We start from the raw sequence: 26,054 nt of genomic DNA, 5'->3' as shown, positions 1-26,054 counted from the left end.
TTCCTGCAACACAGGGGATCTAGGGAGGAAACCCGTGCAACCGATAGTTCGCGCACTAGGGGCAGTGCTCGCGAGTTCGGCTTTGGTGGTGACGGCCGGGGGAGTCGCGTTCGCTCAGGAGGAGCAGGAAGCAGCGGTCGCGCCGATCGACTGGAAGCCGTGTCCGGAGAAGCCGGAGGTCGAGTGCGGCACGCTGACGCTGCCGATCGACTGGAAGAATCCCGGCGGCGAGAAGTTCGGTCTCGCCGTCGCGCGCCGCAAGGCGACCGACCAGGCCCATCGCGTCGGCTCGCTGGTGATCAACCCCGGCGGTCCGGGCGGCTCGGGCGTCGACTTCGCCATGTTCGCCGACACCTACTTCAGCCCGGAGATCGCGCAGAAGTTCGACTTCATCGGCTTCGACCCGCGTGGCGTCGGGCGCAGCCAGCCGATCAAGTGCTCGCTCGACCTGCTGCAGAAGACGCCGTCGGAGTACCCGAAGAACATCGCGGAGTACGACCAGTACGTGGCGTTCAACAAGGAGCTGCGGGCCGACTGCGCCAAGCAGTCCGGTCCGATCTTCGACCACGCCTCGACCGCCGACGTCGTTCAGGACATCGACGCCATCCGCCGCTCGCTCGGCGAGAAGAAGATCAGCTACTACGGCGTCTCCTACGGCACGATCATGGGCCAGCAGTACGCCGAGCGGTACGGCAAGAACATCCGGGCCATGGTCATCGACTCCAACATGGACCACAGCCTCGACACGAGGTCGTTCGTGCTGAGCGAGGCGCGGACCGCCGAGGATTCCTTCAACGAGTGGGTCAAGTGGAACAACCGCACCCCGTCGTCGCCGTTGCACGGCAAGGACGTCAAGAAGATCTGGAACGACCTGCTGGCCAAGGCTGACCGCGGCGAGCTGACCGATCCCGGCTCGGGCCAGAAGATCACCGGGCAGATGCTGACCGGGGCAGTGGTCAGCATGGCCTACGGGCCGGCCTGGAAGCAGTTCTCCCAGCTGGTCGACTCCCTGGCCAAGGGAGCGCCGGTGCCGTCCGTCGCCAGCGCCTTCGGCGACACGGTCCCGAACCCGTTCCCTGGGATCTTCTGCAACGACTTCAACCTGCGGATCTCCTCCTACGGGGAGTACCAGCGGCTGACCACCGCCGAGAACCTGGTCGCGCCGCACACGCGTGGGTCGTCGCTGGGTCACGGGGCGACCATGGGCTGCATCGGGTTCCCGCCCGCGACGAACCCGCCGCACCCGCTCCGGATCCGCAACGCGCCCAAGATCCTGCTGACCAACGCGAAGCACGACCCTGCCACCGCCTACGAGTGGGCCGTGAACGCACATCGGCAGTCGCGCGACACGACCGTGTTCGTCACGTACGACGGGTGGGGTCACGGGGTGTACGACCGGTCCGAGTGCACCAAGTCGATCAACGACCGGTACCTGGTCGACCTGAAGCTGCCGAAGGACGGCACGCACTGTGCGGCGGTGGAGCCGGTCGACACGGCCTCGCTGTCCGTCCAGGAGGGCACGGTCCGGCCAGGCCGGCCGTTCTCGGTTCGCTAGAACCGGCGAAATCAACGTAGCCCGGACGGGTGACCGTCCGGGCTACGGCTCGTCACGGAAATTCCTGCTCCACTGGCGTCGTGAGGTGCAGGAAGTTTGGTCGTGAACCCAACGAAACGCGGACGTAACACGGCCAGGTCGACAGTTCACCTCCACGAAACCTGACGCGCGGGTACGTGAAACAGGACGTATCGATGCTCCCTGCAACCGACGTGCAGTGGAGGTCGACGTGAACACAGGAGACACGGCGTGGGTCTTGGCCAGCGCCGCGCTGGTCATGCTCATGACGCCGGGCCTGGCCTTCTTCTATGGCGGCATGGTCCGATCCAAGAGCGTGCTGAACATGCTCATGATGAGCTTCATCTCGCTGGCCGTGGTCGGCGTCCTCTGGGTGCTGTACGGCTACAGCCTCTCGTTCGGTAACGACGTGGGCGCGGGTCTGCTCGGCAACTTCGACAACGTCGGGCTGAAGGGCACGCTCGCCGCGCTCACCGGGCCGGCGGACCACCAGATCCCGGTGCTCGCGTTCGTGATGTTCCAGCTGATGTTCGCGATCATCACGCCCGCGCTGATCTCCGGCGCGATCGCGGACCGGGCGAAGTTCTGGGGCTGGGCGCTGTTCCTGGGCCTCTGGGTGACGATCGTGTACTTCCCGGTCGCGCACTGGGTGTTCGCCTTCAGCAGCGCTGACGGCAGCGTGGTCGGCGGCTGGATCGCCAACAACCTCAAGGCGCTCGACTTCGCGGGTGGTACCGCGGTCCACATCAACGCCGGTGCCGCGGGCCTCGCGGTGGCGCTGGTGCTCGGCAAGCGCAAGGGCTGGCCGAAGGAGCCCATGCGGCCGCACAACCTGCCGTTCGTGCTGCTCGGTGCCGCTCTGCTGTGGTTCGGCTGGTACGGCTTCAACGCCGGTTCGGCGCTGGGTGCGAGCGAGACCGCCGCGGTCGCGTTCACCACGACGACCGCTGCCACGGCCGCCGCGGTGCTCGGCTGGATCCTCGTGGAGCAGTTCCGTGACGGTAAGCCCACGACCCTCGGTGCCGCGTCCGGTGCCATCGCCGGTCTGGTCGCGATCACCCCGGCCTGTGCGTTCGTCAGCCCGCTGGGCGCCCTCGCGATCGGTGTCATCGCCGGTGCGCTGTGCAGCCTGGCCGTGGGCCTGAAGTACCGCTTCGGTTACGACGACTCGCTGGACGTCGTCGGCGTGCACCTCGTCGGTGGTCTCGTCGGCACGCTGCTCATCGGCTTCTTCGGCACGACCAGCGTCAACTCCGCCGGTGCGGACGGTCTGTTCTACGGCGGCGGGTTCTCCCAGCTCGGCAAGCAGGCCATCGCGGCGTTCGCCGTCATGGGCTACTCGTTCGTGATCGCGTTCATCCTCGCCTGGGTCGTCAACAAGACGGTTGGTTTCCGGGTGTCCGAGGAAGCGGAAGTCAGCGGCGTGGACGAAGCTGAGCACGCCGAGACCGCGTACGAGTTCGGAGCGTTCAGCAGTGCGCGCGGTGCCAACAAGGGCAGTGTGACCGCGGGCGCGACCGCGGTTCTCGAGGGGAGCAAGAAATGAAGCTGGTCACCGCGATCATCAAGCCGTTCACGCTGGATGACGTCAAGAGCTCCCTCGAGCAGCTCGGCGTGCTGGGCATGACGGTCTCCGAGGTCCAGGGCTACGGCCGCCAGAAGGGCCACACCGAGGTCTACCGCGGCGCCGAGTACTCCGTGGACTTCGTGCCGAAGATCAAGGTCGAGGTCGTCGTGGACGACGCGGCCGTCGACAAGGTGCTCGACGCCGTGGTCGAGGCCGCCCGCACCGGCAAGATCGGTGACGGGAAGGTCTGGGTCACCCCGGTCGAGGCGGTCGTCCGGGTCCGCACGGGAGAGCGCGGTTCGGACGCACTGTAAGTACATAGGGGGACGGCCGCATGGAGAACAACGAAACGGCCGTCGTCACGGCTGACGACCTGGTTCGGGCACGCGAAAGGCTGCTCGACCCAGGTCGTCGTCGCTTGACGGCAGAACCGTTGCGCGAGGCGCTCGTGGACCTTCACGAGTTCTGGCTCACCGCGCACGCGAGCGGAGCGGGGATCTCCGGTCAGGGCATCGCGCTGGTCGCTGTGGGCGGGTTGGGACGAAGGGAGCTCGTCCCGTACTCGGACCTCGATCTCGTCTTGGTGCACAACGGGTTCAAGGGCATCGACGACATCGCCGAGAAGCTCTGGTACCCGCTGTGGAACTCGGGCATCGGCCTCGACCACTCGGTCCGCACGGTCGGCGAGGCGCTGCGCGTCGCCGCCGGCGATCTGCGGACCGCGTTGGGGCTGCTGGACATCCGGCACGTCGCCGGCGACCAGGAGGTGACGCAACGGCTCGCCGACAGCGCCCGCCAGGCGTGGCGCACCGGCGTGCGAACCCGGCTCGACGAGATCGCCGAGTCCGCCACCAAGCGGTGGGCGCGCAGCGGCGAGATCGCGCACCGCGTCGAGCCCGACCTCAAACACGGTCGCGGCGGGCTGCGCGACATCACCATGCTGGACGCCTTGGCGGTCGCCCAGCTCGTCGACCGGCCATCGGCCGAAGTGGACGAAGCGCGGCGGTTGCTGCTGGACGTCCGGACCGAACTTCGCCGTGTGGCAAGGAAACCGCGTGACGTCCTGCGCGCGCAGGACGGTGACGAGGTCGCCTCCGCCCTCGGTCTGGCGGACCGCTTCGCGCTGGCGCGGGCGTTGTCCTCGGCCGCGCGCACGGTCGTGTACGCGTTCGACGTCGGGTTGCGCACGGCGCGCGCGGCGGTGCCCAAGCGCGGGCTCGGCGCGTTCCTCAGCCGCACGCCGCCGCGTCGCCCGTTGGACGAAGGCGTTGTGCTGCACGGATCCGAGGTGTCGCTGGCCCGAGACGCGATGCCGAGCCGTGATCCCGCGTTGTTGTTGCGCGTCGCGACGGCGGCGGCGCGCACCAAGAACCCGATCGCGGCGGGCACGCTCACGCGGCTCGCGGACTCGGCGCCGGAGCTGCGGCAGCCGTGGCCGCGGGAGGCACGCGAGGAGCTGCTCGCGTTGCTGGGCAGCGGATCCGGGCTCGTGGACGTCGTGGAGGCGTTGGACCGCACGGGGTTGTGGGGGCGCCTGTTCCCCGAGTGGGGCGCGGTGCGCGACCTGCCGCCACGCGACGCCGCGCACATGTGGACGGTCGACCGGCACCTCGTGCAGGCCACCGCGCACGCCGCGCGGCTGGCGACAACGGTGTCGCGACCGGACCTGTTGCTGCTCGGCGCGTTGATCCACGACATCGGCAAGGGACGGCAGGCCGACCACTCCGAGGTCGGCGCGGCGCTGGCGACCCAGATCGGCGAGCGGCTGGGCCTGTGGCCGCACGACGTCGAGACGTTGTCGCTGATGGTGCGCCACCACCTGCTGCTGCCGCACACGGCGACGCGCCGTGACGTCGAGGACGAGGCCACCGTGCACCGCGTGGTCGAGACCCTCGGCGGCGACGGGGTGCTGCTGGAGCTGCTGTTCGCGCTGTCCGAAGCGGACGCGCTCGCCACCGGCCCAGGTGTGTGGACGGACTGGAAGGCCTCGCTGATGGCCGACCTGGTCGCCCGCTGCCGGGCCGCGATGGCGGGGGAGGAGCTGCCCAAGCCGGAGCCGCTCGACCAGGCCCAGCAGGACATGGCGACCAGGGTGGCGGCGTCGGGCAAGCCGGACGTGCTGGTCGACGGCATGACGATCACCGTCGTCGCCCCCGACCGGCCCGGCCTGCTCTCGCGGGCCGCGGGAGTGCTGGCGCTGAACTCGCTGGAGGTGCACGCGGCGACGCTCGGTGCGTGGGGTGGTGCTGCGGTGGACACGTTCACCGTGTCGCCGCGCTTCGGCTCGATGCCCGACGCGTCGTTGCTGCGCGAACAGCTCTCCCGCGCGGTGGACGGCTCGCTGTCGCTGGCGGAGAAGCTCGCCGCGAAAGAGCGCGACTACGGCGGCCCGCCGCTGGACCCGCCGCCGTCGAAGGTCCTCTGGTTCGACGACGAGTCGACCGGTGCCGTCGTGCTGGAACTGCGCGCCGGCGACCGCATCGGCCTGCTGCACCGGGTCGCCGACGCACTGGAGCAGTGCGGGGTCGACGTCCAGTGGGCCCGTGTGTCCACCCTGGGCGCGACCGTCGTGGACTCGTTCGCCGTGGTCGCCGACGGTCCGCTGGACCGCAAGAAGATCGAACGGGCGGTGCTCGACGCGGCCCGCTGAGGTGGAATGAGTAGCTCTACGCACAACCACTCGGGGGTGCTCACGCTGCTTTTGCCTCGTCCCGAAAGGCAGGCTTCTCCCCAGTGACACCGAGGGGGACCACCGAAGGGGGAGGCGGCGTCACTGCAGAGAAGTCCGGGAGCGCCCACTGAGGGGTTGGACGCTCCCGGACCCTCGACCCTGAGATGACCCTGATATTCGGACATTCCGGTGAACGGGGACGTGGGGACGTGCGTCTATTGGGTATGACCGCCTTGCTTCGCCGCCCTGCGACGACCACCGCTGCCGTCTCGGTCCGCCCGAGAGCGCTGGTGGTGCTCGCTGGCCTGCCGGGGGCGGGCAAGACGACCCTGCTGGGCAAGCTGGACGCCCCGGTGCCCGTGACCGTGCTGGACTCCGACCAGGTGCGGGAGTGGATCCAGGCGCGGGTGTCGCTGCCCTATCGGACCTACCGCGTGTTCGTGCACCTGATCCACCGGTTCCGGGTGTTCTGGCACGCCCTGTTCTCGCCCGGTCTGCTGGTGGTGCACGAGCCGTCCACCCGGCCGGGTACCCGCGCGATGCTGCTGGTCATCGGCCTGGTGTCGCTCCGGCCCCGGCACTTCCTGTGGCTGGACGCCTCGGCCGCCGAGGCGCTGGACGGGCAGATCGCCCGGCATCGCCTGATCCGCGCGCACTCGTTCGAACGGCACGTTCGGCGGGCCGATGTGATGCGGGACCGTTTCGTGGCTGGCTGGAAGCCCTTCGGGTGGGGTTCGGTGTCGCTGTTGACCAGGTCCGGCACCTCTGGCGGTCTGCGCCTCGACCTCGCCAGCTAGGCTGGTGGGCGTGTTCTCCACGCTTTCCGACCGGCTGACCACGGTTCTCCAGGGCCTTCGCGGCAAGGGCAAGCTCACCGACGCCGATATCGACGCCACCGCGCGCGAGATCAGGGTCGCCCTGCTCGAGGCCGACGTCGCGCTGCCCGTGGTGCGCGCGTTCATCGCCAGCATCAAGGAGCGCGCCAAGGGCGCCGAGGTGCATCAGGCGCTGAACCCGGCGCAGCAGGTCGTGAAGATCGTCAATGAGGAGCTCATCAACATCCTCGGCGGCGAGACTCGCCGGCTGAACCTGGCGAAGAACCCGCCGAGCGTGATCATGCTCGCGGGTCTGCAGGGTGCCGGTAAGACGACGCTCGCGGGCAAGCTGGCCAAGTGGCTGAAGGGTCAGGGCCACACCCCGATCCTCGTCGCGGCCGACCTCCAGCGCCCGAACGCCGTGACGCAGCTGCAGGTCGTCGGTGAGCGCGCCGGGGTGCCGGTGTTCGCGCCCGAGCCGGGCAACGGCGTCGGCGACCCGGTCGAGGTGTCCCGCAAGGGCATCGAGGAGGCCAAGGCCAAGCAGTACGACATCGTGCTCGTCGACACCGCCGGACGGCTGGGCGTCGACGAGGAGATGATGCAGCAGGCCATCGACATCCGCGCTGCCGTGCAGCCGGACGAGGTCCTGTTCGTCGTCGACGCGATGGTCGGTCAGGACGCGGTCAACACGGCCACGGCGTTCCGCGACGGCGTCGGCTTCACCGGTGTCGTGCTCACCAAGCTCGACGGTGACGCCCGCGGTGGTGCCGCACTGAGCGTCCGCGAGGTCACCGGGCAGCCGATTCTCTTCGCGTCCAACGGCGAGAAGCTCGAGGACTTCGACGTCTTCCACCCGGACCGGATGGCGTCGCGCATCCTCGGTATGGGTGACGTGCTCACGCTCATCGAACAGGCCGAGCAGCACTTCGACCAGGAGCAGGCCGAGAAGGCCGCGGTGAAGCTGCAGTCCGGCCAGCTCACGCTGGAGGACTTCCTCGAGCAGATGCTCGCGATCCGCAAAATGGGCCCGATCGCGAACCTGCTCGGCATGCTGCCCGGCGCCGGGCAGATGAAGGACCAGCTGGCGATGCTGGACGAGAAGCACCTCGACCGCATCCAGGCGATCATCCGCGGCATGACCCCCGCCGAGCGGGAAGACCCGAAGATCATCAACGCCAGCCGCAGGCTGCGCATCGCGAACGGGTCGGGCGTCAAGGTCAGCGACATCAACGACCTCGTGAACCGGTTCTTCGAGGCCCGCAAGATGATGTCGCAGATGGCCGGCCGCATGGGCTTCGGCGGCGGTGGCGGTTCGAAGTCGCGCAAGGGCAAGAAGGGGAAGAAGGGCAAGAACAAGGGCCCGACGCAGCCGAAGATCCGCGGCGGCTTCCCCGGCATGTTCCCCGGTGGCATGCCCGGCGGGATGCCCCAGGGCCTGCCGCCCGGCCTCGGCGGCGGCAGCCTCAACGACCTGCCGCCCGGTTTCGACCCGTCGAAGCTGAAGTTCGACAAGTGACCTTCCACCTGCGCGGTGTCGTCCTGCCCGGCGAGGAACCGCGGGACCTGTGGGTCGTCAACGGCCGCGTGCGCACCCGGCCGGTACCGGGTGCGGAGACCATCGTGGACGGGGGCTTCCTCGTTCCGGGACTGGTCGACGCGCACTGCCACGTCGGCATCGGCCCCAAGGGGCCGGTCGACATCAGTGAGGCGATCACCCAGGCGCAGACGGACCGCGACGCGGGCACGTTGCTGATCCGCGACTGCGGCTCGCCGATCGACACGCGGCCGCTGCAGGAACGGCTCGACCTGCCGCGCATCGTCCGCGCGGGCAGGCACCTCGCCCGGCCCAAGCGGTACATCCCGTACCTGGGCGTGGAGCTGCAGGAGCAGCAGGACCTGCCGGCCGCGGTGGCCGAGCAGGTCGCGTACGGCGACGGCTGGGTCAAGCTCGTCGGCGACTGGATCGACCGGTCCGAGGGCGACCTCGCCCCGTTGTGGGACGACGACGTGCTCGCCGAGGCGATCAAGGTCGCGCACGACGGCGGCGCTCGCGTCACCGCGCACGTGTTCGGCGAGCAGGCGCTGGAAGGCCTGCTGAAGGCCGGCATCGACTGCATCGAGCACGGCACCGGCCTGTCCGACAGCACCATCGAGCTGATGGCCGCCAACGACACGGCGCTGGTCCCGACGCTGATCAACATCGAGAACTTCCCCGGCATCGCGGACTCCGCCTCGAAGTACCCGGCGTACGCCACGCACATGCGGGACCTGCACGCGCGCAACGCCGCCACGGTCGGCGCCGCGATCGAGGCCGGTGTGCGGGTCTACGCGGGCACGGACGCGGGTGGCGGCATCCAGCACGGCCGGATCGTCGACGAGATCATCGCCCTGAACCGGGTGGGACTGTCACCGGAACAGGCGATCGGCGCGGCCTCGTGGCACGCCCGCGAGTGGCTCGGCTACCCGTCGCTCGAAGAGGGCACGGCGGCGGACATCGTGGTGTACGACGAGGATCCGCGGGTGAACCTCGAAACCCTGCGCTCACCGAAGCTGATCATGCTCCGGGGCCGGATCCACTGACACCGGTAGCGTCTCCAGGCTGCGCATCAGCAGGCTGAACCGGTAGGTCAGCTCCGACGGGTCGACGGCGAGCCGCAGGCCGGGGAACCGGCTGATCAGCTGACCGATCGCCTCCTCGCCCTCGATGCGCGCCAGCGCCGCACCGAGGCAGTGGTGAGCGCCGTGACCGAACGCCAGGTGGCCGGTTCCTGGACGCCGGAGATCCAGTGTGCCGGGAGCGGGGAACCGGGTGGCGTCGCGGTTCGCCGAGCTGAGTCCGATCAGCACGATCTCGTCAGCGGGGATCTCCACTCCGGCATAGGAAACCGGCTCGGCGGTGTACCTCATCGACGCCAGGTTCACCGGGCAGTCGTAGCGCAGGAACTCGGTGACCGCGCGCGGCAGCAGTGACGGGTCCGCCCGCAGTTCCGCCAAGGCGTCCGGATGGGTCAGCAACGCCAGCACGCCGTTGGCGATGAGGTTCGCCGTGGTCTCGTAGCCGCCGGTGATCAGCAGGAACGCCGTCCCGATGAGCTCGTCGCCGGTGAGCTCACCGGTGAGGTCGGCGAGCAGGCCGTCACCGGGAGCCGCCAGCAACGACCGCAGGTACTCCGTCATCGCCTTCGCGGCGTCCGCCGAGTCCGCCGAGCTGCTCAGCGCGTTGGTCCACGTGCGGAAGTCCACCCGGTCGGCGTCGGGGATGCCGAGCAGCTCGCAGATCATCGTGATCGGCAGCGGGTACGCGAGCGCGTCCACGATGTCAACGACACCGCTCAGCCCGTCGAGCAATGCCGCCGTCACCTCATGAACCCGCTGACGCAAGGCGGCAACGCGGCGCGCGGTGAAAACACCCGAGACCAGCGAGCGCAACCGCGTGTGATCGGGCGGGTCGCTGAACAGCATGTGCGGCGACACCAGAGGAGAATCCAGGCCCAGCAACGAGTTCAGCCGGTCCGCCGACTTCCGCAGCCGCTCGTCGTGCAACGCCGCCAGCGCGTCCTCGTAGCGGGAGATCACCCACACCCGCACGCCGAGCGGGGTGTTCAGCGCCTGCACCGGTGCCGAGTTCCGCCAGCGCGCGGACACGCCGTGCGGGTCGCGCATGAAGTCGATCACCACGCCACCGGCAGGGAGTCGAAGGTGCGCATCGGGATCATGTGGTCGTTGGGCAGCCAGCTCGGTTCACCGGCGAGCCGCAATCCGGGGAACCGGGTGACCAGCACGGTCAACGCGTCGATCACGGTGTAGCGCCCCATGGCCGCGCCGGGGCAGAAGTGCGGTCCGTGGCCGAACGAGAAGTGCTGGTTGCTGTTGGGGCGCAACGGATCGAACTGCGCGGGATCGGTGAAGTGGTCAGGGTCGTAGCTTGCCGGCATCGAACCGGGGATCACCACGTCGCCCGTGCGGATCGTGACGTCACCGACCACGACGTCCTCCAGCGCCCGGCGCATGCCGTTGCGTTCCGCGGGCGGCTGGAGCCGCAACGCCTCCTCGGCGGCCTGGGGTATCAACGAGTGGTCCAGGACGAGCTTCTCCCACCAGGCCGGGTTCCTCAGCAGGAGCCACACGCAGTGCGACAGCACGGTCGGCGTGGTGTTGTAGCCGCCACGGATGATGCCGAGCAGCAGCCACGCGAGCTCCTGGTTCGTCGCGGCCCGGAAGACGGGGTCGGTCAGCGCGATGCTGAGCGGGTCGTCGCCGGGTGCCTCGCGCCTCGCCTGGATCAGGCTCTGGAAGTACTCGTCGCACCGCTGCGCGATGGCCTGGATCTCCTCCTGCGAAGTGTTCAGATCGAACTTGAACAGGTGCTGCATCCATCGGTAGGCCTCGTTGCGCCCCGACGGGGGAACGCCGCACATCTCCCACAGCAGCCGGAACTGGAGCTGGTCGACGAACGGCCGGGCCACGTCGTTCAGGAAGTCGGCTGGGCTGTCCCGGTCCAGCTGCGCGGCGAACAGCCGCGCGATCTCCGGCCGCAGCCGCTCGACGTACTCGTTGGTGAACCACAGTGTGAGCGCCTTGCGCAGCCGGCGGTGATCGGGCTGGTCGGCGTCGCCGAGGAGCCCGACCGAGTCGTACTTCAGCATCTCGGCGAACGCGGGCGTCTCACCGGGCCGCTCGGGGCGCAGCCGCGCGCGGCTGAACCGCGGATCGGTCAGGACCTTCCTGGTCTCCTGCTGGCCGAGGGTGAGCCAGACCGGCGTGCCCAGGTGGCTGACCCGCACCACGGATCCCTGCGCGCGGAGCTCCTCGTAGTCGCCCGGCAGGTCGACGACGGGGAACCGGCTGAACGGGTAGGACCTCATGGTCCGGAGTCTCGCGACGGCACGGGTACGGCACATCACCTGGTCTGGTAGTGCGGCCGGACTGTCAGGTCTGGTGATGTGCGTTCTTCCCCGCTGCGGCAACACTTCCGGCCATGGCGAAGGCACTGGGTGAGGCACCCGAACCGGGTGTGGACCGGCAGTGGACGCGCAACCTGGGCCGCGGCCGGGTCGCCGGGCCCCGGCTGCCGCAGCAGCACGTGCTCGAAGAGGCCGGACCGAGCACGGCGAGCGTGCACGCGGGCACCTACACCGACCCCGTCACGAGAGCCGTCGGCACGCCGATCTTCCAGACCACGACGTTCGGGTTCACTCCGGAGAGCTACGCGGCGTTCGAGCAGGGCCACATCCGTGACGTGCCGATCTACGGCAGGTACGGCAGCCCGAACCAGTGGGCCGTGCAGGAGAAGATCGCCGCGCTGGAGCAGGCCGAGAGCGCGCTTGTCACGTCCTCCGGCATGGCCGCGATCACCACCGCGATCCTCGCGCTGACCAACCGCGGCGGGCACGTCGTGAGCTCGCGTGACGTCTACGGCGGCACGTTCAACTTCCTGCGCGAGGACCTGTACCAGCTCGGTCGTGAGGTCACGTTCACCAGTCCCACCGACATCGCCGAGATCCGCGCCGCGATCCGTCACAACACACAGATCCTGTTCTTCGAGACGCTGACGAACCCGCTGCTCAAGGCGATCCCGCTGGTCGAGCTGGCCGCACTGGCGCGTGAGCACAACCTGTTGCTGGTCATCGACAACACCTTCCTGTCGCCGATCTGCCTGCGGCCGTTGGACTTCGGCGCGCACCTCGTGGTGCACAGCTGCACGAAGTACCTCAACGGGCACAGCGACGTGACCGCGGGCGCCGTCGCCGGGCCGCGCAAGTACGTCGACCGCGTGTGGAACCAGATGCTCAAGTTCGGCGGCTCGCTCGACGCGCTGCCGTGCTTCCTGCTGGAACGCGGGCTCAAGACGCTCGGCCTGCGGATGCGGGCGCACACGGAGAACGCCGGCCGGATCGCCGAGTTCCTTGCCGCACACGACCGGATCCGCCGCGTGCACCACCCGTCGCTGCCGGACTACCCGTACCCGTGGCTGCGTGAGTACTGCCCGGACGGCTGGGGCGGCATGGTGAGCTTCGAGCTCGACGGCGACGACGAGGACGCGCTGAAGTTCCTGTCCCGCCTCACGATCCCGCTCGTCGCGACCAGCCTGGGCGGCGTCGAGTCGCTGGTCAGCCTGCCGTTCAACACCTCGCACAGCTTCCTGACCGTGCAGCAGCGTCGCGAGGTCGGCATCGAGCCCGGCCTCGTGCGGTTCTCCGTGGGCGTCGAGGACGCCGACGACCTGATCGCCGACCTGGACAGGGCTTTGACGTCATGAGGAACGGACTGAACATCAGCGGTCTGTCGGAGTTCGTCCACGAGATCGAACGCGACCCGGAGGAGGGCGTGCTCGCGTTCCGCGTGGAGACCGAGCCCGACGGCGACCGAGCCACCGCGCACGTGCGCACCTGCCGGTTCGGCACCACCCGGATGGCCCGCGACTTCACCGTCCCGCAGGGGCCGCGGCACCTCTCGCCATACGAGACGGCGTTCGCCGCGTTCGGCGCGTGCCTGCTGATGACGCACGTCAACGGCTTCACCGCGCGGGCCGTGAGCCTGAGCAGCCTGCGGGTGCGGGTCACCGCGACGCCCGACCACGACACCTGGACCGTGGCGTACGACATCGACGTGGACGCCGACTGCGACGACGACACGTTGCGCTCGGTGACCCTCTTCGCGTCCGCGCTGAGCCCCAACCACCGGCTGCTGGTCGACGACGCCGAGGTCGACGGGCTCTCCGCGACGCTCAGCGTCCGCGAGGAGCCGCTGCCCGCCGTACGCGCCGACCTGCGCTGGGAGTACGGCATGGAGACGTGGGCGACCACCAGCCTCGACGGGGGCGTCGCGCACACCCTCGTGTTGGACCAGGGCAAGCAGATGCTGGGCATCGACCGGGCACCGAACCCGCAGGAGACGCTGCTGGCCGCGATCGGCGCCGAGCTCGCGTTGCGGCACGGCGTGCGGGTGTGCGGCACCGGCCGGCTGGACGCGCGCGGCGCCAACAACGTGCCCGGCATCCCCGTGCGGTTCCACGGCCTGCGGCTGGACGTGGACGGACCGGTCGCCGCGAGCCCGTTGCTGCGGCTGGTGTGCGCAGCCAACACCGCGCGGATCTTCTTGCGCCGCAACGACACCGAGGTGGACGAGCTCGTCAGCTCGCGCGCCCAGGCGGAGGAGTTCCTCCGCTCGATGACCGCCGCAAAGTGAACCCGAGAGAAAGGCAAACCATGGCAATCGCGGAGATCTTCGCCCACCAGGTCGGCGCCCTCACGGTGGAAGAGGTCGCGTTCGACGTGACCACTCCGGTGCAGGAGTCGTCGGCGGTCACCGCCTTCGCGACGTTCGCCTGCTGAGTCGGTCCCTGAGGCCGGCGCGGGCGCGTCCGCCCGCGCCGGTCACCCCTGGAGCTCGCCTTGTCCGATCTGGAACTGTTCCCCGCCGAACGCGACCTGCGCTGCGACCACGGTTTCGCGCACGTCGTGTCGTCGGCGCTGCGTGACGGCCTGATCCCCACCACCGACTTCGAGTTCCTGCCACACTCCTACGTCCCGCTCGCCGCATCGGTCGCGTGCCTCGAACCCGAGGCGGAGAAGGTGCTGCGTGACCATCTGACCCGTGTGCACACCTGCCTGCGCACGATCATCCACGCGTACCGCGGCAACGCGGAGCTGCGCGCGTTCCTCGCCGTGCCCGCCGAGGACCTGGTGCTCGCCGATCCCAAGCCCAGCCTGGACTTCTGCCGGTTCGACCTGCAGGGCAACCGGCTCGGCGAGGTGCGGATCATCGAGTTCAACGGCGGCGAGACGATCCTCGGTCCCCTCACGACCGGCCTCCTGGCCCGGTACTGGCGCGAGACCCCGACGGTCGGCGCGCTGCTGGACCGCTGGCAGGCGCCGGAGTCGGTCTCGGAAGGCGACACATGGCTGGTCGACGAGCTGCTGTCGGTCGCCGACGCCGAACGCATCGCAGTGGTGACCCCGGCGATGGCGCACGACTTCGTCGAGTTCGAGGTGCTGAAACGCCAGGCCCGCCTGCATGACCGGGTCGTGTTCACGACGGAGCCGCCGGATGTCGACGCCGACCTCGGTGTGCTCGTCTATCCGACGTCTTCCGTGATCCGTAACCGCGACGCGTGGACGCCGATGTTCGACCGGGTGCTTGCCGGTGACCTCGCGCTGCCGAACGAGCTCGCCGGCCGCCTGATCGGCAGCAACAAGCTGTGCCTCGCGGTCATGTCCGACCCGCGGTTCCGCGGGCTCTTCACGCCGGAGGACGCCGAGTCGATCGCCGCGCTGGTCCCGTGGAGCCGCAAGCTCGGTGACGGGGCCGAAGTAAGCGAGGTCATCGCCGGACAGGCGGACCTCGTGCTCAAGGACCCGTACGGCGCGATCGGCCAGTCCGTCCACATCGGACGCGAGTGCGAGCCGGAGCGGTGGCGCGAGCTCGTGCAGCGTTGTGACGGTTGGCTTGTCCAGGAACACGTTGCCGCGCAACGGGTCGGCCCGTTCCTGCGCACCATGGGTGTCGGGTTCTGCGGCACCCGGATCGTCGGCTACACCGGCCTGCTCAGCCGGCACACCGTGACGAACTCGCGGTTCGGGCCGGGCGGCGGCATTCACGCGATCATCGGAGGCACCTGATGAAACCCCGGCTGCGCGGCGACGTGCGGTTCCGCCCCGCCGACGACGGCGTGTTCCTGCGCAGTGAGGCGGGCGTCTTCACGTTGCCCGGCAAGCAGACCTGCCTCTGGCTGGAGCGCATCGCGCCCTTCCTGACCGGTGCGCACGAGCTCGCCGACCTCACCGCGGCGTTGCCCGACGAACACCGCGACGTCGTGACGCGGCTGGTCGGCGTGCTGTACGACCAGGGACTCGTCGTCGACGCCGACGCGGACAAACCGCACACGCTGACGCCCGACGAGCTCGCGACCTACGCCGAGCACATCGCGTTCATCGCCTACGCACTGGACTCGCCCGAGCACCGGTTCCAGCGGTTCCGCGAGACGCCGGTCGCGCTGCTCGGCGACGGGCCGATCGCTGAGGAGATCCGGCGCGCCGGGCTGGAGGCGGGCTGGCGGGAGATCGGCACCGAGGTCACCGACAACGCGCTGCTCATCCAGGTGAGCGCCGATCCCGACGCGTTCGTACCGCACAACCTCGCCGTGCGCGTGTTCGTGGAACCGAATGCCGTCTGGCTGAGCCCGGTCGGGAGGCCTGGCGCGGGCCATGAGGGGAGCCTTCATGGACCACAGGTCCATGAAGGCTCCCCTCATGGCTTATTGACGGGGCCGGTGCCCGCGGTGGTCGCCGCACAGGTCGTGCTCGCGTGTTTCCTGCACCTCACCGGCCTCGACGAGCTGGGGGAGCCTGCGCTCACCCGGATCGACCTGCGCACCCTCGACACCACGACGCACCCATGACGATCGTGTGGGCGGACGGCGACGCCGTCCTCATCCGGCCCCAGGGGTGCCCGACGTGCGCCCGGCGGCGGCGCGGCGACACCGAGCCCGCGCGCGGCGTCACGTTGCCGTTCGTGCGCAGGGCGATCGACGCAATCGCTTGCGGCACCACGGAGTCCGTCGTACGTGTCGACCTGCGTACGGCCCGCACCACGACGCATCACGTGCTGCCCGACCCGTTGTGCCCGGACTGCGCGCCGCCGTTGTCCGCACACCCGAAAAGGATCGTGCTACAGCCCCGGAAGTGCACCGGCCTCCGGGTGCATGAGCTCGACCGGGAGCGTTTGCGCGCCACCTATGTGGACGCCTGCACGGGATTGGTGCGGTCGGTGCGTACCACGACCGCGGGCGGAGTTCCGTTGGCGGAGGCGGAGCTCGCCTCCGGCCGCCGCGCGCACGGTCGCACCGGCGACGCCGAGTCATCCTGGACCACCGCCATCGCCGAGGCACTGGAGCGGCACGGCTCGAGCTGGCCGCCGCGGGGGCAGGGGCTCGTGCGGGCGGCGGCCGCCGACATCGAGGCGTTCGTGCCGGAGCCGTATCCCGATGACCGCTACGACCTGCCGGGCTTTCCGCGCCGGCGGTTCGATCCGCGTCGGGAGATCGACTGGGTGTGGGGCTACTCGTTCGGCCGGGGCAAGCCGGTGCTGGTGCCCGCGAGCGTCGCGTACCCCGACGGCGCGGTCGAGGCGTTCGTGCAGGAGACGTCCAGCGGGTGCGCGGTCGGCGGGTGCCTGGAGGAGGCGATCCTGCACGCGCTGCTGGAGATCGCCGAACGCGACGCCGCTCTGCGGACCTGGTACGGGCGTCAGACCGTGCCCAGAGTCGATTTCAACGTCGACGTACCCGGCTATCGGGTGGTGGTCTTCGACATCACGCAACGGCAAGGCGTGCCGTCGTTCTGGACGATGGCGGTCGACCGCACTCCGTCGCCGGTCCGCTGGCACACGTTGTGCACGACGAACGCTCATCTCGATCCCCGGCAGGCGATCGAGGGCGCGCTGGTCGAGCTGGTCACGTTGCTCGACGTATTGCCGCGTACCTACGACCCCGTCGCGGCGAAGCGGCTGCTGGACGACCCGCGGCTGGTGCGTGAGCTACCGGACCACTCGCTGAGATACGCGCACGTCGACGCGTTCGACCGGTTCTCGTTCCTCGACCTCGACGCCGACCCCGTGCCGTTGCCGGACGGCTGGCCGCCGCGCGCCGACCTGACCGAGCACCTGACCGACCTCATCGACCGGTTCGGCGAGGTGGTCGTCGTCGACCAGACCTCGTCCGAACACCGGGCCGCGGACCTGTGCTGCGTCAAGGTGTTCGTTCCCGAAGCGCTGCCGATGACGTTCGGCCACGACTTCCGCCGCCACGACGGCGAGCCCCATCCCTTTCCCTGACAGGAGAAACCATGCGCATCGGTGAGGCGGCGCTCGCCTACCTGCCGCACAGCAGGGGAGAGGCGGACTTCGAGGTCGACTGGTCGGCCGCGCCCGCGCCGTTCAAGACCTACCTCGACGCCGAACGCGTGCCGCCCGGTGATTTCGGTGCGTTGTTGCGCGACCTCTACGGCATTTCCCGCGTGCGATGGTCCTACCCGTTCGGCGCGTCGAGCTGGCTCGCCACCGCGACCAGCAAGGAGTCGCATGGGTTTCCCGCGCACGCCACGCCGGTCGTCGCGACCGGCCGGATCGTGCCGTCCGGTGGCGCGCGGTATCCGTCGGAGGTCTACGTCGCCGACGAGTTCGCGCTCTACCACTACGATCCCGCGCACCACGTGCTCGACGTCGTGCGCCGCGGTGATCACCGCCGGGCGTTGACCGGGGAGACGCCGGAGCTGGTGCTGGTCCTCGCCAGCACGTTCTGGCGCACCGGGTTCAAGTACCGTGAGTTCGCCTACCGGCCGATCGCGCAGGACATCGGCGTCCTGGTGGCGCAGGCGTTGTGCCTGAAGGACTTCCGCGTGCGGCTGGGGTTCGACGACCGCCGGGTCAACGCACTGCTCGGGCTCGACGCGTTCCGTGAGACCGCGATGGCCGTGCTGGCCATCGGCGAGGGCTCACGCGGTCCGGACGCCGAGGACCTGCTGGCGATCCCGTACGCGCAGGTCGCGGACCCGGCGCCGTCGATCGCCACGGAGCTGCCCGCGACCGCCCGCCTGCACGCCGCGGTGCTCGCCCAGCCGGCGGACTTCGTCGAGGACTTCGGTTTCACGCCGGAGCTGCGTGTCGCGCAGAGATCCTCGCCGCGCAACGGGTTCAGCCGGGCCGCGATCACCATCGACCAGCTGCGCGCGATCCTCGCCGCGGCCGGGCCGGACGCGCGCTGCGTCGTCAACCGGGTGACCGGCCTGCGGCCCGGTGCCTACGACCGCGACCTCACCCCGCTGGAGACCGACGTGTCCCGGATCGCGCACCGGTGGGCGTTGTGGACCCGGCTGTCCTTTCACGAGGCCGCGGCCGCCGTGTTCATCGCCGGTGACATCGAACGCGAGATCGCCGAGTCCGGGGACCGTGCGGTGCGGGTCCGGCACATCCGCACGGGCGTCGCCGTGCACCGGGCGGCGCTGGCCGCGGCGGGACAGGGCCTCGACGCGCGCATCAACTCCGACGGCACGACCGAGGAATCAGACCGGGCGCTCGGGCTCACGTCGGCACGCACGCTGACGATGCTGCTCGTCGGCGTGCGCAGGCCCGGCGTCTCACTGGAAAGGAGTGTGCCGTGATCACGGCAGAAGGACTGGTCAAGTCCTATCGCGACGTCAAAGCGCTGGACGGGCTCGACCTCGACGTGCCGCAGGGCACGGTGTTCGGCCTGCTCGGCCCCAACGGCGCGGGCAAGACGACCGCCGTGCGGGTGCTGAGCACGCTGACCCGTCCCGACGCGGGCAGGGCCGTTGTGGGTGGCCACGACGTCACCGCGCGTCCGCACGAGGTGCGGCGGCTCATCGGGCTGTCCGGCCAGCACGCCGCCGTCGACGAGCTGCTCACCGGGCGCGAGAACCTGGAGCTGATCGGCAGGCTGCTGCGCGTTGGCAACGTGCCCGTGCGCGTGGCCGAGCTGCTGGAGCAGTTCGAGCTGACCGAGGTCGCGGACCGGCCCGCGGGCACCTACTCCGGCGGCACCGCTCGCCGGCTCGATCTCGCCGCGGCGCTCGTGGGCCGGCCGGAGGTGCTGTTCCTGGACGAGCCGACGACCGGGCTGGACCCGCGCAGCAGGCTCGCGTTGTGGGGCCTGATCACGGGTCTGGTGGCGGACGGCACGACCGTGTTGCTCACCACGCAGTACCTGGAGGAGGCCGACCGGCTCGCGAACCGGATCGCCGTCGTCGACGCGGGCAAGGTGATCGCGAACGGCACGCCCGACGAGCTCAAGGCGAAGATCGGCGGCGAACAGGTCGAGGTCGTGCTGCCCGACTCGTCCGGCGCACCCGCCGCCGTCGAGGCGTTGTCCACGGTGGCGTCGGGCTCGGTGCGCGCTGACGGCGAACACGTGACCGCGCCCGTCACGGGCGGCGCCGCCGCACTCGCGGAGGCGCTGCGCGAGCTGGACGCCCGCGGGGTCGCCGTGGCCGACATCGCGTTGCGCAAACCCACTCTCGACGACGTTTTCCTGTCCCTGACCGGTAAGAAGGGGAGCTGATGGACGGTCTGGTCCTGACCGGGCGCAATCTGCTGCGCATTCGCCGGATGCCGCAGATGATCATTTTGACGGCGTTCCAGCCGGTCGTGTTCCTGCTGCTTTTCGGATATGTCTTCGCTGACGGAATCGTGGTGCCCGGCGGTGGTGACTACCGCGAATTCGTGCTGCCCGGAATCGCGACGATGACCATGGTGATCGCTGCCGTGCCGACCGCGACCGGGCTCGCGGCCGACCGGCAGCGCGGGGTCGTCGACCGGTTCCAGGCGCTGCCCATCTCGCGCTCGGCCGTGCTCGTCGGCCGGACTCTCGCGGACCTCGCGCAGAGCGCGCTGGTGATCGTGATCATGCTGCTGTTCGGGCTGCTGATCGGCTGGCGGGTGCACACCGATCTGCTGCCTTTCGTTACGGGTATTGGCGTTCTGTTGCTTTTCGGGTTCGCGTTCAGCTGGGTCGGGGTGCTCGTCGGCGCGTCCGCGCCCAGCGTCGAGGCCGCCACCAACTTCGGGATGATCTGGGGGATGCCGCTCACCTTCCTGTCGAACGCGATCATGCCGGTGGCGCACATGCCCGGCTGGCTGCAGCCGGTCGCCGCCTGGAACCCGTTCAGCGCGACGGTCGCCGCCTGCCGTGAGCTGTGGGGAAACCCGATCGGGTACTCCGGTGAGGCACTTCCCATGCAGCACCCCGTTGTCGCGGCGGTGGTCTGGCCGTTGTTGATCTGCCTAGTAGTGATTCCACTGTCAATTCGGCGGTATCAAATGGCGGTCGCCCAATGAATCTATAGATACCTATTGATTCGTCACATATCTCGATAACGTCACCTGCATGAAATCGGCGGCGGTTTCGTTACGAGGTCGTGAGGCCGAGCTTCGGGAACTGGTGAGCGCGGTGCGCCGTCGTGGCGCGGTGGTGCTGGTCGACGGCGCGGCCGGCATCGGCAAGACGAGGCTGTTGCACGAGGTCGCGGCCTGTGCCGCGCGCGACGGCGTCGAGGTGCTCGCCGGTCGTGGTGACCAGCTGTACCAGCAGATTGCGCTGGCGCCGCTGCTCGACGCGCTCGGCGCCCCCGTCTGGGGTGGCGCCGGTCTCGACGGGCTGTCGGCCGAGCTCGAACGACGGGAGTCCGCGGGTCCGGTGCTGATCGTGCTGGACGACCTGCACTGGGCCGACCCGACGACGTTCACCGCGCTGCACACCATCACGGAACGCCTGGCCCACCGGCGCGTGGCGTGGGTGCTCGCGCGGCGGGACACCGGGAACCCGCTGCTCGGCAAGCTGTGGTCGGCCCTGCGCGACGGCGGCGCGACCCGGGTCGAGCTGCGCCCGCTCTCCGCGGCGGCAGCCGCCGAGGTCGCGGCGGACGTGCTCGGTGCGCCGCCCGGTCGTGGCCTCGCCCGGCTGGTCGCCGGTGCGGGCGGCAACCCGTCGTTGCTGATCGGCCTGCTCGAGCTGTTGCGCGACGAGGAGGGCGTGGAGGTCGACGGCGCGCACGCGGTGCGGTCCGCCTCGTCGCTGCCGGCCGGCATCGCGTCGCTCGCGCGCCACCACCTGCACGGGGTGTCCGCCGAATGCCGTCACCTGCTGGAGGTCGCGGCGGTGGTGGGCGACGCGTTCGCCGTCGGTGATGTGGCGAAGCTGATGAGCCGCACCACCGCGTCCGTGCTCCCGTTGCTGCGCGAGGCGTTCGACGCCGACGTCGTGCGCGAGTGCGACGAACGGATCGAGTTCCGCCACCCCGTGGTGCGGCGCGCGCTCGTCGAGTGCATTCCCGGCCCGGTGCGCACCGAGCTGCGCCGAGAGGTTCACGAGCTGCTGACCGGGCCGGTCGACCTGCGCTGCCACCGGGCATCGTCCGCGCTGGCCGCCGGCCTGGTCGACGAGGCCATGGCCGAGGCTCGTCAGGTGCTGGCCACCCCCGGCACGGCCCGGCACGGCCGGCTCACGGCGCAGCGCGTGCTGCTGCTGGCGCTGGTGCTGCGCGGAGAATTCGCGGAGGCGCGCACGCTCGCCGAACGGCTGCGCGACGAGCTGCCGTCCGATGCCGTCACGCTGACCGGTCTGGCGATGATCGAGTTGGCCGGCGGCAACCCGTCGGTGGCCGCACAACTGGCCGAGCGGGTCGTGGAGATCGGGCCGGACGCGCACCTGCGCTGGATGCTGGCGCAGTGCCTGCCCGGCATCGACATCCCCGGCGTCCCGTCCGGTCACCCGTTCTGCGACGCGGCGCTCGCCGCCCATCGCGCGCGGCGGTTGCTGCGCACCGGCCAGCACCGCGAGGCGGTTCGGGAAGCGCAGGCGGCCGTCGCGGCCACCGACGCGCGGCCCTGGGTCGGTCCGGCACTGGCCGTGCTGGCGACCGCGGCCATCCGCGAAGGTGAGGTCCACTCCGTGAAGTTCGGCGACTGGGCGTTCGTCGCGGAGACGTGGCTGGGCGCCGTGCAGTGCCAGTGGGCGACGACGCTGCTCACCGAGGCCCGCGGCGGCCCGATCGAGTTGTCGGCGTCCTCGCTGCTGCTGGCCGACGAACCCGGTGCGGCCGCGTGGCAGGTCCGGGTCGCGCTCGCGACCGATCGGGTGGCCGAGGCCGAGGAGATCGTCCGCGTCGCCGAGTCGCTGACCCCCGGTTCGGCGGCCGCGACCCACGCACGGGGTCTGCTCGACCGCGACGCGGGGGCACTCGCGACCGCCGCCGACCGGCACGAGGACCCGTGGGAGTCGGCGTCCGCGGCCGAGGACCTGGGTGCGCTGACCGGTGAGGTCGACGCGTTGGAAACAGCCAACAAGACCTACTCGCGCATCGGCGCCGTCCGTGATGCCGCACGGGTGCGGAGGCGGCTGCGCGCGTTCGGTGTGCGGCACCGGCACTGGACCTACCGCGACCGCGCCACGTCCGGCTGGGACTGCCTGACCGAGACGCAGCGGACCGCCGCCGAGCTGGTCGCGCGCGGTCTGTCCAACCGTGAGGTGGCGGATCAGATGTTCCTGTCGCCGCACACCGTGGCGTTCCACTTGCGCAAGGTCTTCCAGGTGCTCGGGGTCCGGTCGCGGGTCGAGCTGGCGAGGCTGGTGGCCCAGCGCGCGGGGTGATGTTTCGGCGATCGGGTGATCGGGTACGCCACGTAGGTTGTGCTACCGGTCGTATACCTGAACTTCGCATCAGCGTGACTAGGGTGGCTTTCCGTGACCCCGTCCGAGTCCCCGGAGCCGCGCCCCGCCAGCCTCTTCGAGAGCGTGCGCGCCGTCGGATCCACCCCTGCCCCGGAACGGGCGGGACAGCGTTGGGGCTTCGGCGCGTTCCTGCTCGTCGAGGCCGTCTTCATCATGTCCGCGGTGTTCATCACGGCGCTCGCCGCCAGCTACGGCGCGAACTACCACAACTCGGTCACCTACGTCCTGATCGGCTCGATCGCGCCGACCGTGCTGGCCGCGCTCGCCGCGATCGTGATCACCAAGGTGCGCGGCAACGGTCCGGTCGTCGACCTGCGGTTCGGGTTCTCCAAGGAGGACGTCGCCATCGGGCTCAAGCTCGGCGTCGTCGGCCTCGTGCTCACCTACGTCGCCGCCAACGTGTGGGCCAAGATCGTCGGTGAGCAGAACGCCACGTCCGCCGTCGGCGACCTGGTCACCCAGGCGTCGCTGCCGGTCGCCGCGGCCGTCACGATGTTCGTGTTCGTGTGCTTCATCGGGCCGGTCTGCGAGGAGATCATCTTCCGTGGCCTGCTGTGGGGCGCGGTCGAACGGCAGCAGTGGAGTGGCTGGGCCGCGCTCGCGCTGACGACCGTGATCTTCGCGATCAGCCACCTCGAACCGTTGCGCACGGCGTTGCTGCTGGTCATCGCGATCCCGATCGGTATCGCGCGGCTGGTCACGCGCAAGCTCGGAGCCAGCATCGTCGCGCACATCATGAACAACTTCCTGCCCGGCCTGACCCTCCTGCTGGTCTCGATCGGAGTGATCCCGGCCTGATGGACCTCAACAGCGACCTCGGCGAGGGCTTCGGCATCTGGCGGCTCGGCGACGACGAGGCGTTGCTGGACGCCATCACCAGCGCGAACGTCGCGTGCGGGTTCCACGCGGGCGATCCGTCGACCATGCGCCGCGTCTGTGTGTGGGCAGCGGAACGCGGTGTCGTCGTGGGGGCGCAGGTGTCCTATCGCGACCTCGCCGGGTTCGGGCGGCGGTTCATCGACGCCGATCCGCGCGAGCTGGCGGACGACGTGCTGTACCAGATCGGGGCGCTGGAGGCGTGCGCCCGCGCGGCCGGCACGCGCGTCGCGTACGTGAAGCCGCACGGCGCTCTCTACAACGCCACCGTGCACCATTCGGTGCAGGCGCAGGCCGTGGTCGACGCGGTCAAGGCGTTCGGCGAACTGCCCGTGCTCGGGTTGCCCGGTTCGAAGCTGTTGGAAAGTGCTGCTCGCGCCGGTCTGCGTGCCGTCGAGGAGGCGTTCGCGGACCGCGGCTACACGCCGGAGGGCACGCTCGTGCCGCGCTCGCAGCCGAACGCCTTGCTCACGGACACCGCAGCGGTCGTGGAACGGGCGCGCAGGCTCGCCGATCACGGTGAGATCGTGGCCGTCGACGGCACCGTGCTGAAGACCTCCGCCGAGTCGTTGTGCGTGCACGGCGACACTCCGGGCGCGGTCGAACATGCGAAAGCCGTTCGCGCGGCGTTGGGGACCGTCGCATCATTTGTGGAGTGACCACACTCAGGACACCCGATGGCGTTCTCTACTACGAGGTCCGCGGCAAAGGTCCGCTCCTGATTCTCACCGGCTCGCCGATGGCGGCCCGGTTCTTCGCGCCGCTGGCGGACGCGCTGGCGAGCGAGTACACGGTCGTCACGCACGACCCGCGCGGCATCTCCGCCAGCGTGCTGGACGACCCGTCCCAGGACTCCACGCCCGACCTGCGGGCCGACGACCTCGCGGCGTTGATCGCCGCACTGGGGTTCGCGAACGCCGACGTGTTCGGCAGCAGCGGCGGTGGCGTGACCGGTCTCGCGCTGGTGGCCCGATACCCGGACCTGGTGCGCACGCTCGTCGCGCACGAGCCGCCCGTCTTCGAGTTCCTGCCCGACGCCGCCGAGTTTCGGGTCAAGAACGACGCCCTGATCGAGCTGTTCCACCGTGAGGGGGTGAAGGCGGCCATGCAGAGGTTCCTGGGCAACATCGGCCTCGACGGCGGTGACAGGCCGGAGCCCTCGGAACGGGATCTCGCGGACTCCAGCCGGTTCTTCGCGCACGAGTTCCTCGGAACCACCCGTTATGTGCCTGATGTCGAGAGTCTGAAGGCGGCGCGCGTCGTCGTTGGCGTCGGCGCGACGTCCGGCGACCAGCTGGCGGCCCGGACCGCTCACGCGCTCGCCGAACGACTTGACAGTGCTCCGGTGGTGTTCCCCGGCGGCCACGGCGGGTTCCTAGAAGATCCCGCCGGATTCGCGGAGGTCCTTCGCAGGACCCTGTGAGGCCCGATTCGGAACCGGCGGACCCCGTCTGGCAGAATGGCCGTCTGTCCGCCGCGGTCGGCCCCTCTGCCCGGGCCGCGGCTGTGCGAACCACCAACACAGAGTTCAAGGAGTACCAGGCCAGTGGCCGTCAAGATCAAGCTTCAGCGCCTCGGCAAGATCCGCCAGCCGTACTACCGCATCGTCGTCGCCGACGCGCGCACCCGCCGCGACGGCAAGGCCATCGAGACGATCGGCAAGTACCACCCGAAGGAGGAGCCCTCCTTCATCTCGGTGGACTCCGAGCGCGCGCAGTACTGGCTGGGCGTCGGCGCGCAGCCGACCGAGTCCGTCCAGCGGATCCTCGAGATCACCGGTGACTGGCAGAAGTTCAAGGGCCTGCCGGGCGCCGAGGGCACGCTGAAGGTCAAGGAGCCGAAGACCTCCAAGGCCGACCTGTTCGCCGCCGCGCTCGCCGCTGCGAACGAGGAGCCGATGACCGAGGCCACCACGCCGAAGGCGAAGAAGCCGAAGAAGGCCGAAGAGGCCCCCAAGGCTGACGCCGAGGCCACCAAGGACGAGGCGTGAGTTTGTTGGCTGACGCCCTCGAACACCTCGTTCGCGGCATCGTCGACCACCCGGACGACGTCCGGGTGAACCTGGTCACGACCCGCCGCGGCCGCACCCTCGAGGTCCACGTCCACCCGGACGACCTCGGCAAGGTGATCGGCCGTGGCGGTCGCACCGCGACGGCCCTGCGCACCGTGATGGCCGGTATCGGCGGTCGTGGTGTCCGGGTCGACGTGGTCGACACCGACCGCTGACGTTCGCTGAACGAAGTTTGAAGAGGGCACGCGATGCCGCGCCGGTGTCTGGACTGAGTCATTTCGTGTGGCCGGCGCCC

At 70.0% G+C, this 26,054-nt stretch carries 24 protein-coding genes; 22 read left to right on the top strand and 2 right to left on the bottom strand.

Features of this window, described 5'->3' with window-relative positions; translation table 11 throughout:
- Window positions 1-34: 34 nt before the first annotated feature.
- From QSK35_RS17410 to QSK35_RS17380, 7 genes are all read left to right on the top strand, one after another.
- Window positions 35-1,555 carry an alpha/beta hydrolase gene (locus QSK35_RS17410; protein WP_285747324.1) on the top strand — a complete coding sequence of 507 codons (1,521 nt, stop codon included), beginning with the start codon at window positions 35-37 and terminating at the stop codon, window positions 1,553-1,555.
- Between the two features lie 277 nt (window positions 1,556-1,832).
- Entirely contained in the window at window positions 1,833-3,119 is a 1,287-nt protein-coding gene (locus QSK35_RS17405; RefSeq protein WP_502881676.1) for an ammonium transporter, read from the top strand.
- Window positions 3,116-3,454: a P-II family nitrogen regulator gene (locus tag QSK35_RS17400; RefSeq protein ID WP_285747320.1), complete on the top strand. Its 339-nt coding sequence runs from the start codon at window positions 3,116-3,118 to the stop codon at window positions 3,452-3,454. The genes QSK35_RS17405 and QSK35_RS17400 overlap by 4 nt, the downstream gene beginning before the upstream one ends.
- A gap of 20 nt (window positions 3,455-3,474) precedes the next feature.
- Window positions 3,475-5,790, top strand: coding sequence for a [protein-PII] uridylyltransferase (locus QSK35_RS17395; RefSeq protein WP_285747319.1), 2,316 nt, complete (start codon window positions 3,475-3,477; stop codon window positions 5,788-5,790).
- 245 nt (window positions 5,791-6,035) lie between these two features.
- Window positions 6,036-6,608, top strand: coding sequence for an AAA family ATPase (locus QSK35_RS17390; protein ID WP_285747317.1), 573 nt, complete (start codon window positions 6,036-6,038; stop codon window positions 6,606-6,608).
- 10 nt (window positions 6,609-6,618) lie between these two features.
- On the top strand, window positions 6,619-8,145 hold the full coding sequence (gene ffh / locus QSK35_RS17385; protein WP_285747315.1) for a signal recognition particle protein: 1,527 nt from the start codon (window positions 6,619-6,621) through the stop codon (window positions 8,143-8,145).
- Entirely contained in the window at window positions 8,142-9,209 is a 1,068-nt protein-coding gene (locus QSK35_RS17380; RefSeq protein WP_285747313.1) for an amidohydrolase family protein, read from the top strand. The genes ffh and QSK35_RS17380 overlap by 4 nt, the downstream gene beginning before the upstream one ends.
- Here QSK35_RS17380 and QSK35_RS17375 read toward each other — a convergent pair.
- Together QSK35_RS17375 and QSK35_RS17370 are read right to left on the bottom strand one after the other, a co-directional pair.
- Window positions 9,171-10,292: a cytochrome P450 family protein gene (locus QSK35_RS17375; RefSeq protein ID WP_502881675.1), complete on the bottom strand. Its 1,122-nt coding sequence runs from the start codon at window positions 10,290-10,292 to the stop codon at window positions 9,171-9,173. The genes QSK35_RS17380 and QSK35_RS17375 overlap by 39 nt on opposite strands.
- An 8-nt stretch (window positions 10,293-10,300) precedes the next feature.
- Window positions 10,301-11,494: a cytochrome P450 gene (locus QSK35_RS17370; protein WP_285747309.1), complete on the bottom strand. Its 1,194-nt coding sequence runs from the start codon at window positions 11,492-11,494 to the stop codon at window positions 10,301-10,303.
- A 113-nt stretch (window positions 11,495-11,607) separates the two neighbouring features.
- Here QSK35_RS17370 and QSK35_RS17365 point away from each other — a divergent pair, with 113 nt between their 5' ends.
- The 15 genes from QSK35_RS17365 to QSK35_RS17295 all read left to right on the top strand — a co-directional run bounded on the left by QSK35_RS17365 (window position 11,608) and on the right by QSK35_RS17295 (window position 25,974).
- Window positions 11,608-12,888, top strand: coding sequence for a trans-sulfuration enzyme family protein (locus QSK35_RS17365; protein ID WP_285747307.1), 1,281 nt, complete (start codon window positions 11,608-11,610; stop codon window positions 12,886-12,888).
- Window positions 12,885-13,817, top strand: coding sequence for an OsmC family protein (locus QSK35_RS17360; RefSeq protein ID WP_285747305.1), 933 nt, complete (start codon window positions 12,885-12,887; stop codon window positions 13,815-13,817). The genes QSK35_RS17365 and QSK35_RS17360 overlap by 4 nt, the downstream gene beginning before the upstream one ends.
- A 20-nt stretch (window positions 13,818-13,837) precedes the next feature.
- Window positions 13,838-13,963, top strand: coding sequence for a hypothetical protein (locus QSK35_RS17355; protein ID WP_285747303.1), 126 nt, complete (start codon window positions 13,838-13,840; stop codon window positions 13,961-13,963).
- Window positions 13,964-14,023: 60 nt separating this feature from the next.
- Window positions 14,024-15,250: a hypothetical protein gene (locus tag QSK35_RS17350; protein WP_285747301.1), complete on the top strand. Its 1,227-nt coding sequence runs from the start codon at window positions 14,024-14,026 to the stop codon at window positions 15,248-15,250.
- Window positions 15,250-16,029: a hypothetical protein gene (locus tag QSK35_RS17345; RefSeq protein ID WP_285747299.1), complete on the top strand. Its 780-nt coding sequence runs from the start codon at window positions 15,250-15,252 to the stop codon at window positions 16,027-16,029. The genes QSK35_RS17350 and QSK35_RS17345 overlap by 1 nt, the downstream gene beginning before the upstream one ends.
- Window positions 16,026-17,462 (top strand): TOMM precursor leader peptide-binding protein, encoded by a 1,437-nt coding sequence (locus QSK35_RS17340; RefSeq protein ID WP_285747297.1) that lies wholly within the window; start codon window positions 16,026-16,028, stop codon window positions 17,460-17,462. Before QSK35_RS17345 ends, QSK35_RS17340 begins: the two co-directional genes overlap by 4 nt.
- A gap of 11 nt (window positions 17,463-17,473) precedes the next feature.
- A complete protein-coding gene (locus QSK35_RS17335; protein ID WP_285747295.1) occupies window positions 17,474-18,787 on the top strand; it encodes a nitroreductase family protein in 1,314 nt (437 codons plus the stop codon).
- Window positions 18,784-19,704 carry an ATP-binding cassette domain-containing protein gene (locus QSK35_RS17330; RefSeq protein ID WP_285747293.1) on the top strand — a complete coding sequence of 307 codons (921 nt, stop codon included), beginning with the start codon at window positions 18,784-18,786 and terminating at the stop codon, window positions 19,702-19,704. Before QSK35_RS17335 ends, QSK35_RS17330 begins: the two co-directional genes overlap by 4 nt.
- Window positions 19,704-20,480 (top strand): ABC transporter permease, encoded by a 777-nt coding sequence (locus tag QSK35_RS17325; RefSeq protein ID WP_285747291.1) that lies wholly within the window; start codon window positions 19,704-19,706, stop codon window positions 20,478-20,480. Before QSK35_RS17330 ends, QSK35_RS17325 begins: the two co-directional genes overlap by 1 nt.
- A 49-nt stretch (window positions 20,481-20,529) precedes the next feature.
- Window positions 20,530-22,791: an AAA family ATPase gene (locus QSK35_RS17320; protein ID WP_285747289.1), complete on the top strand. Its 2,262-nt coding sequence runs from the start codon at window positions 20,530-20,532 to the stop codon at window positions 22,789-22,791.
- Between the two features lie 93 nt (window positions 22,792-22,884).
- Window positions 22,885-23,670 (top strand): CPBP family intramembrane glutamic endopeptidase, encoded by a 786-nt coding sequence (locus QSK35_RS17315; RefSeq protein ID WP_285747288.1) that lies wholly within the window; start codon window positions 22,885-22,887, stop codon window positions 23,668-23,670.
- The gene (locus QSK35_RS17310) at window positions 23,670-24,407 is read left to right on the top strand and encodes a LamB/YcsF family protein (RefSeq protein ID WP_285747286.1); all 738 of its coding nucleotides are present in this window, start codon (window positions 23,670-23,672) and stop codon (window positions 24,405-24,407) included. The genes QSK35_RS17315 and QSK35_RS17310 overlap by 1 nt, the downstream gene beginning before the upstream one ends.
- A complete protein-coding gene (locus QSK35_RS17305; RefSeq protein WP_285747284.1) occupies window positions 24,404-25,171 on the top strand; it encodes an alpha/beta fold hydrolase in 768 nt (255 codons plus the stop codon). Before QSK35_RS17310 ends, QSK35_RS17305 begins: the two co-directional genes overlap by 4 nt.
- Window positions 25,172-25,294: 123 nt before the next feature.
- Complete coding sequence (rpsP, locus tag QSK35_RS17300; RefSeq protein ID WP_285747282.1) at window positions 25,295-25,738, top strand: 30S ribosomal protein S16; 444 nt, start codon at window positions 25,295-25,297, stop codon at window positions 25,736-25,738.
- Window positions 25,735-25,974 (top strand): RNA-binding protein, encoded by a 240-nt coding sequence (locus QSK35_RS17295; protein ID WP_030468017.1) that lies wholly within the window; start codon window positions 25,735-25,737, stop codon window positions 25,972-25,974. The genes rpsP and QSK35_RS17295 overlap by 4 nt, the downstream gene beginning before the upstream one ends.
- The last annotated feature ends 80 nt before the right edge of the window (window positions 25,975-26,054 follow it).

The sequence above is a fragment of the Lentzea sp. NBRC 105346 genome (assembly GCF_030269605.1).
Classification (GTDB): domain Bacteria; phylum Actinomycetota; class Actinomycetes; order Mycobacteriales; family Pseudonocardiaceae; genus Lentzea.
This window is presented reverse-complemented; position numbering and strand designations above follow the sequence as displayed.

What these genes read in the sequence shown, in the direction of transcription:
- QSK35_RS17365 (WP_285747307.1), top strand. Translation starts at nt 11,608, where the DNA reads ATGGCGAAGGCACTGGGTGAGGCACCCGAACCGGGTGTGGACCGGCAG.
- QSK35_RS17320 (WP_285747289.1), top strand. Translation starts at nt 20,530, where the DNA reads ATGAAATCGGCGGCGGTTTCGTTACGAGGTCGTGAGGCCGAGCTTCGG.
- QSK35_RS17355 (WP_285747303.1), top strand. Translation starts at nt 13,838, where the DNA reads ATGGCAATCGCGGAGATCTTCGCCCACCAGGTCGGCGCCCTCACGGTG.
- QSK35_RS17395 (WP_285747319.1), top strand. Translation starts at nt 3,475, where the DNA reads ATGGAGAACAACGAAACGGCCGTCGTCACGGCTGACGACCTGGTTCGG.
- QSK35_RS17340 (WP_285747297.1), top strand. Translation starts at nt 16,026, where the DNA reads ATGACGATCGTGTGGGCGGACGGCGACGCCGTCCTCATCCGGCCCCAG.
- QSK35_RS17370 (WP_285747309.1), bottom strand. Translation starts at nt 11,494, where the DNA reads ATGAGGTCCTACCCGTTCAGCCGGTTCCCCGTCGTCGACCTGCCGGGC.
- QSK35_RS17390 (WP_285747317.1), top strand. Translation starts at nt 6,036, where the DNA reads ATGACCGCCTTGCTTCGCCGCCCTGCGACGACCACCGCTGCCGTCTCG.
- QSK35_RS17345 (WP_285747299.1), top strand. Translation starts at nt 15,250, where the DNA reads ATGAAACCCCGGCTGCGCGGCGACGTGCGGTTCCGCCCCGCCGACGAC.
- QSK35_RS17375 (WP_502881675.1), bottom strand. Translation starts at nt 10,292, where the DNA reads ATGCGCGACCCGCACGGCGTGTCCGCGCGCTGGCGGAACTCGGCACCG.
- QSK35_RS17360 (WP_285747305.1), top strand. Translation starts at nt 12,885, where the DNA reads ATGAGGAACGGACTGAACATCAGCGGTCTGTCGGAGTTCGTCCACGAG.
- QSK35_RS17400 (WP_285747320.1), top strand. Translation starts at nt 3,116, where the DNA reads ATGAAGCTGGTCACCGCGATCATCAAGCCGTTCACGCTGGATGACGTC.
- QSK35_RS17325 (WP_285747291.1), top strand. Translation starts at nt 19,704, where the DNA reads ATGGACGGTCTGGTCCTGACCGGGCGCAATCTGCTGCGCATTCGCCGG.
- QSK35_RS17335 (WP_285747295.1), top strand. Translation starts at nt 17,474, where the DNA reads ATGCGCATCGGTGAGGCGGCGCTCGCCTACCTGCCGCACAGCAGGGGA.
- QSK35_RS17405 (WP_502881676.1), top strand. Translation starts at nt 1,833, where the DNA reads ATGCTCATGACGCCGGGCCTGGCCTTCTTCTATGGCGGCATGGTCCGA.
- QSK35_RS17310 (WP_285747286.1), top strand. Translation starts at nt 23,670, where the DNA reads ATGGACCTCAACAGCGACCTCGGCGAGGGCTTCGGCATCTGGCGGCTC.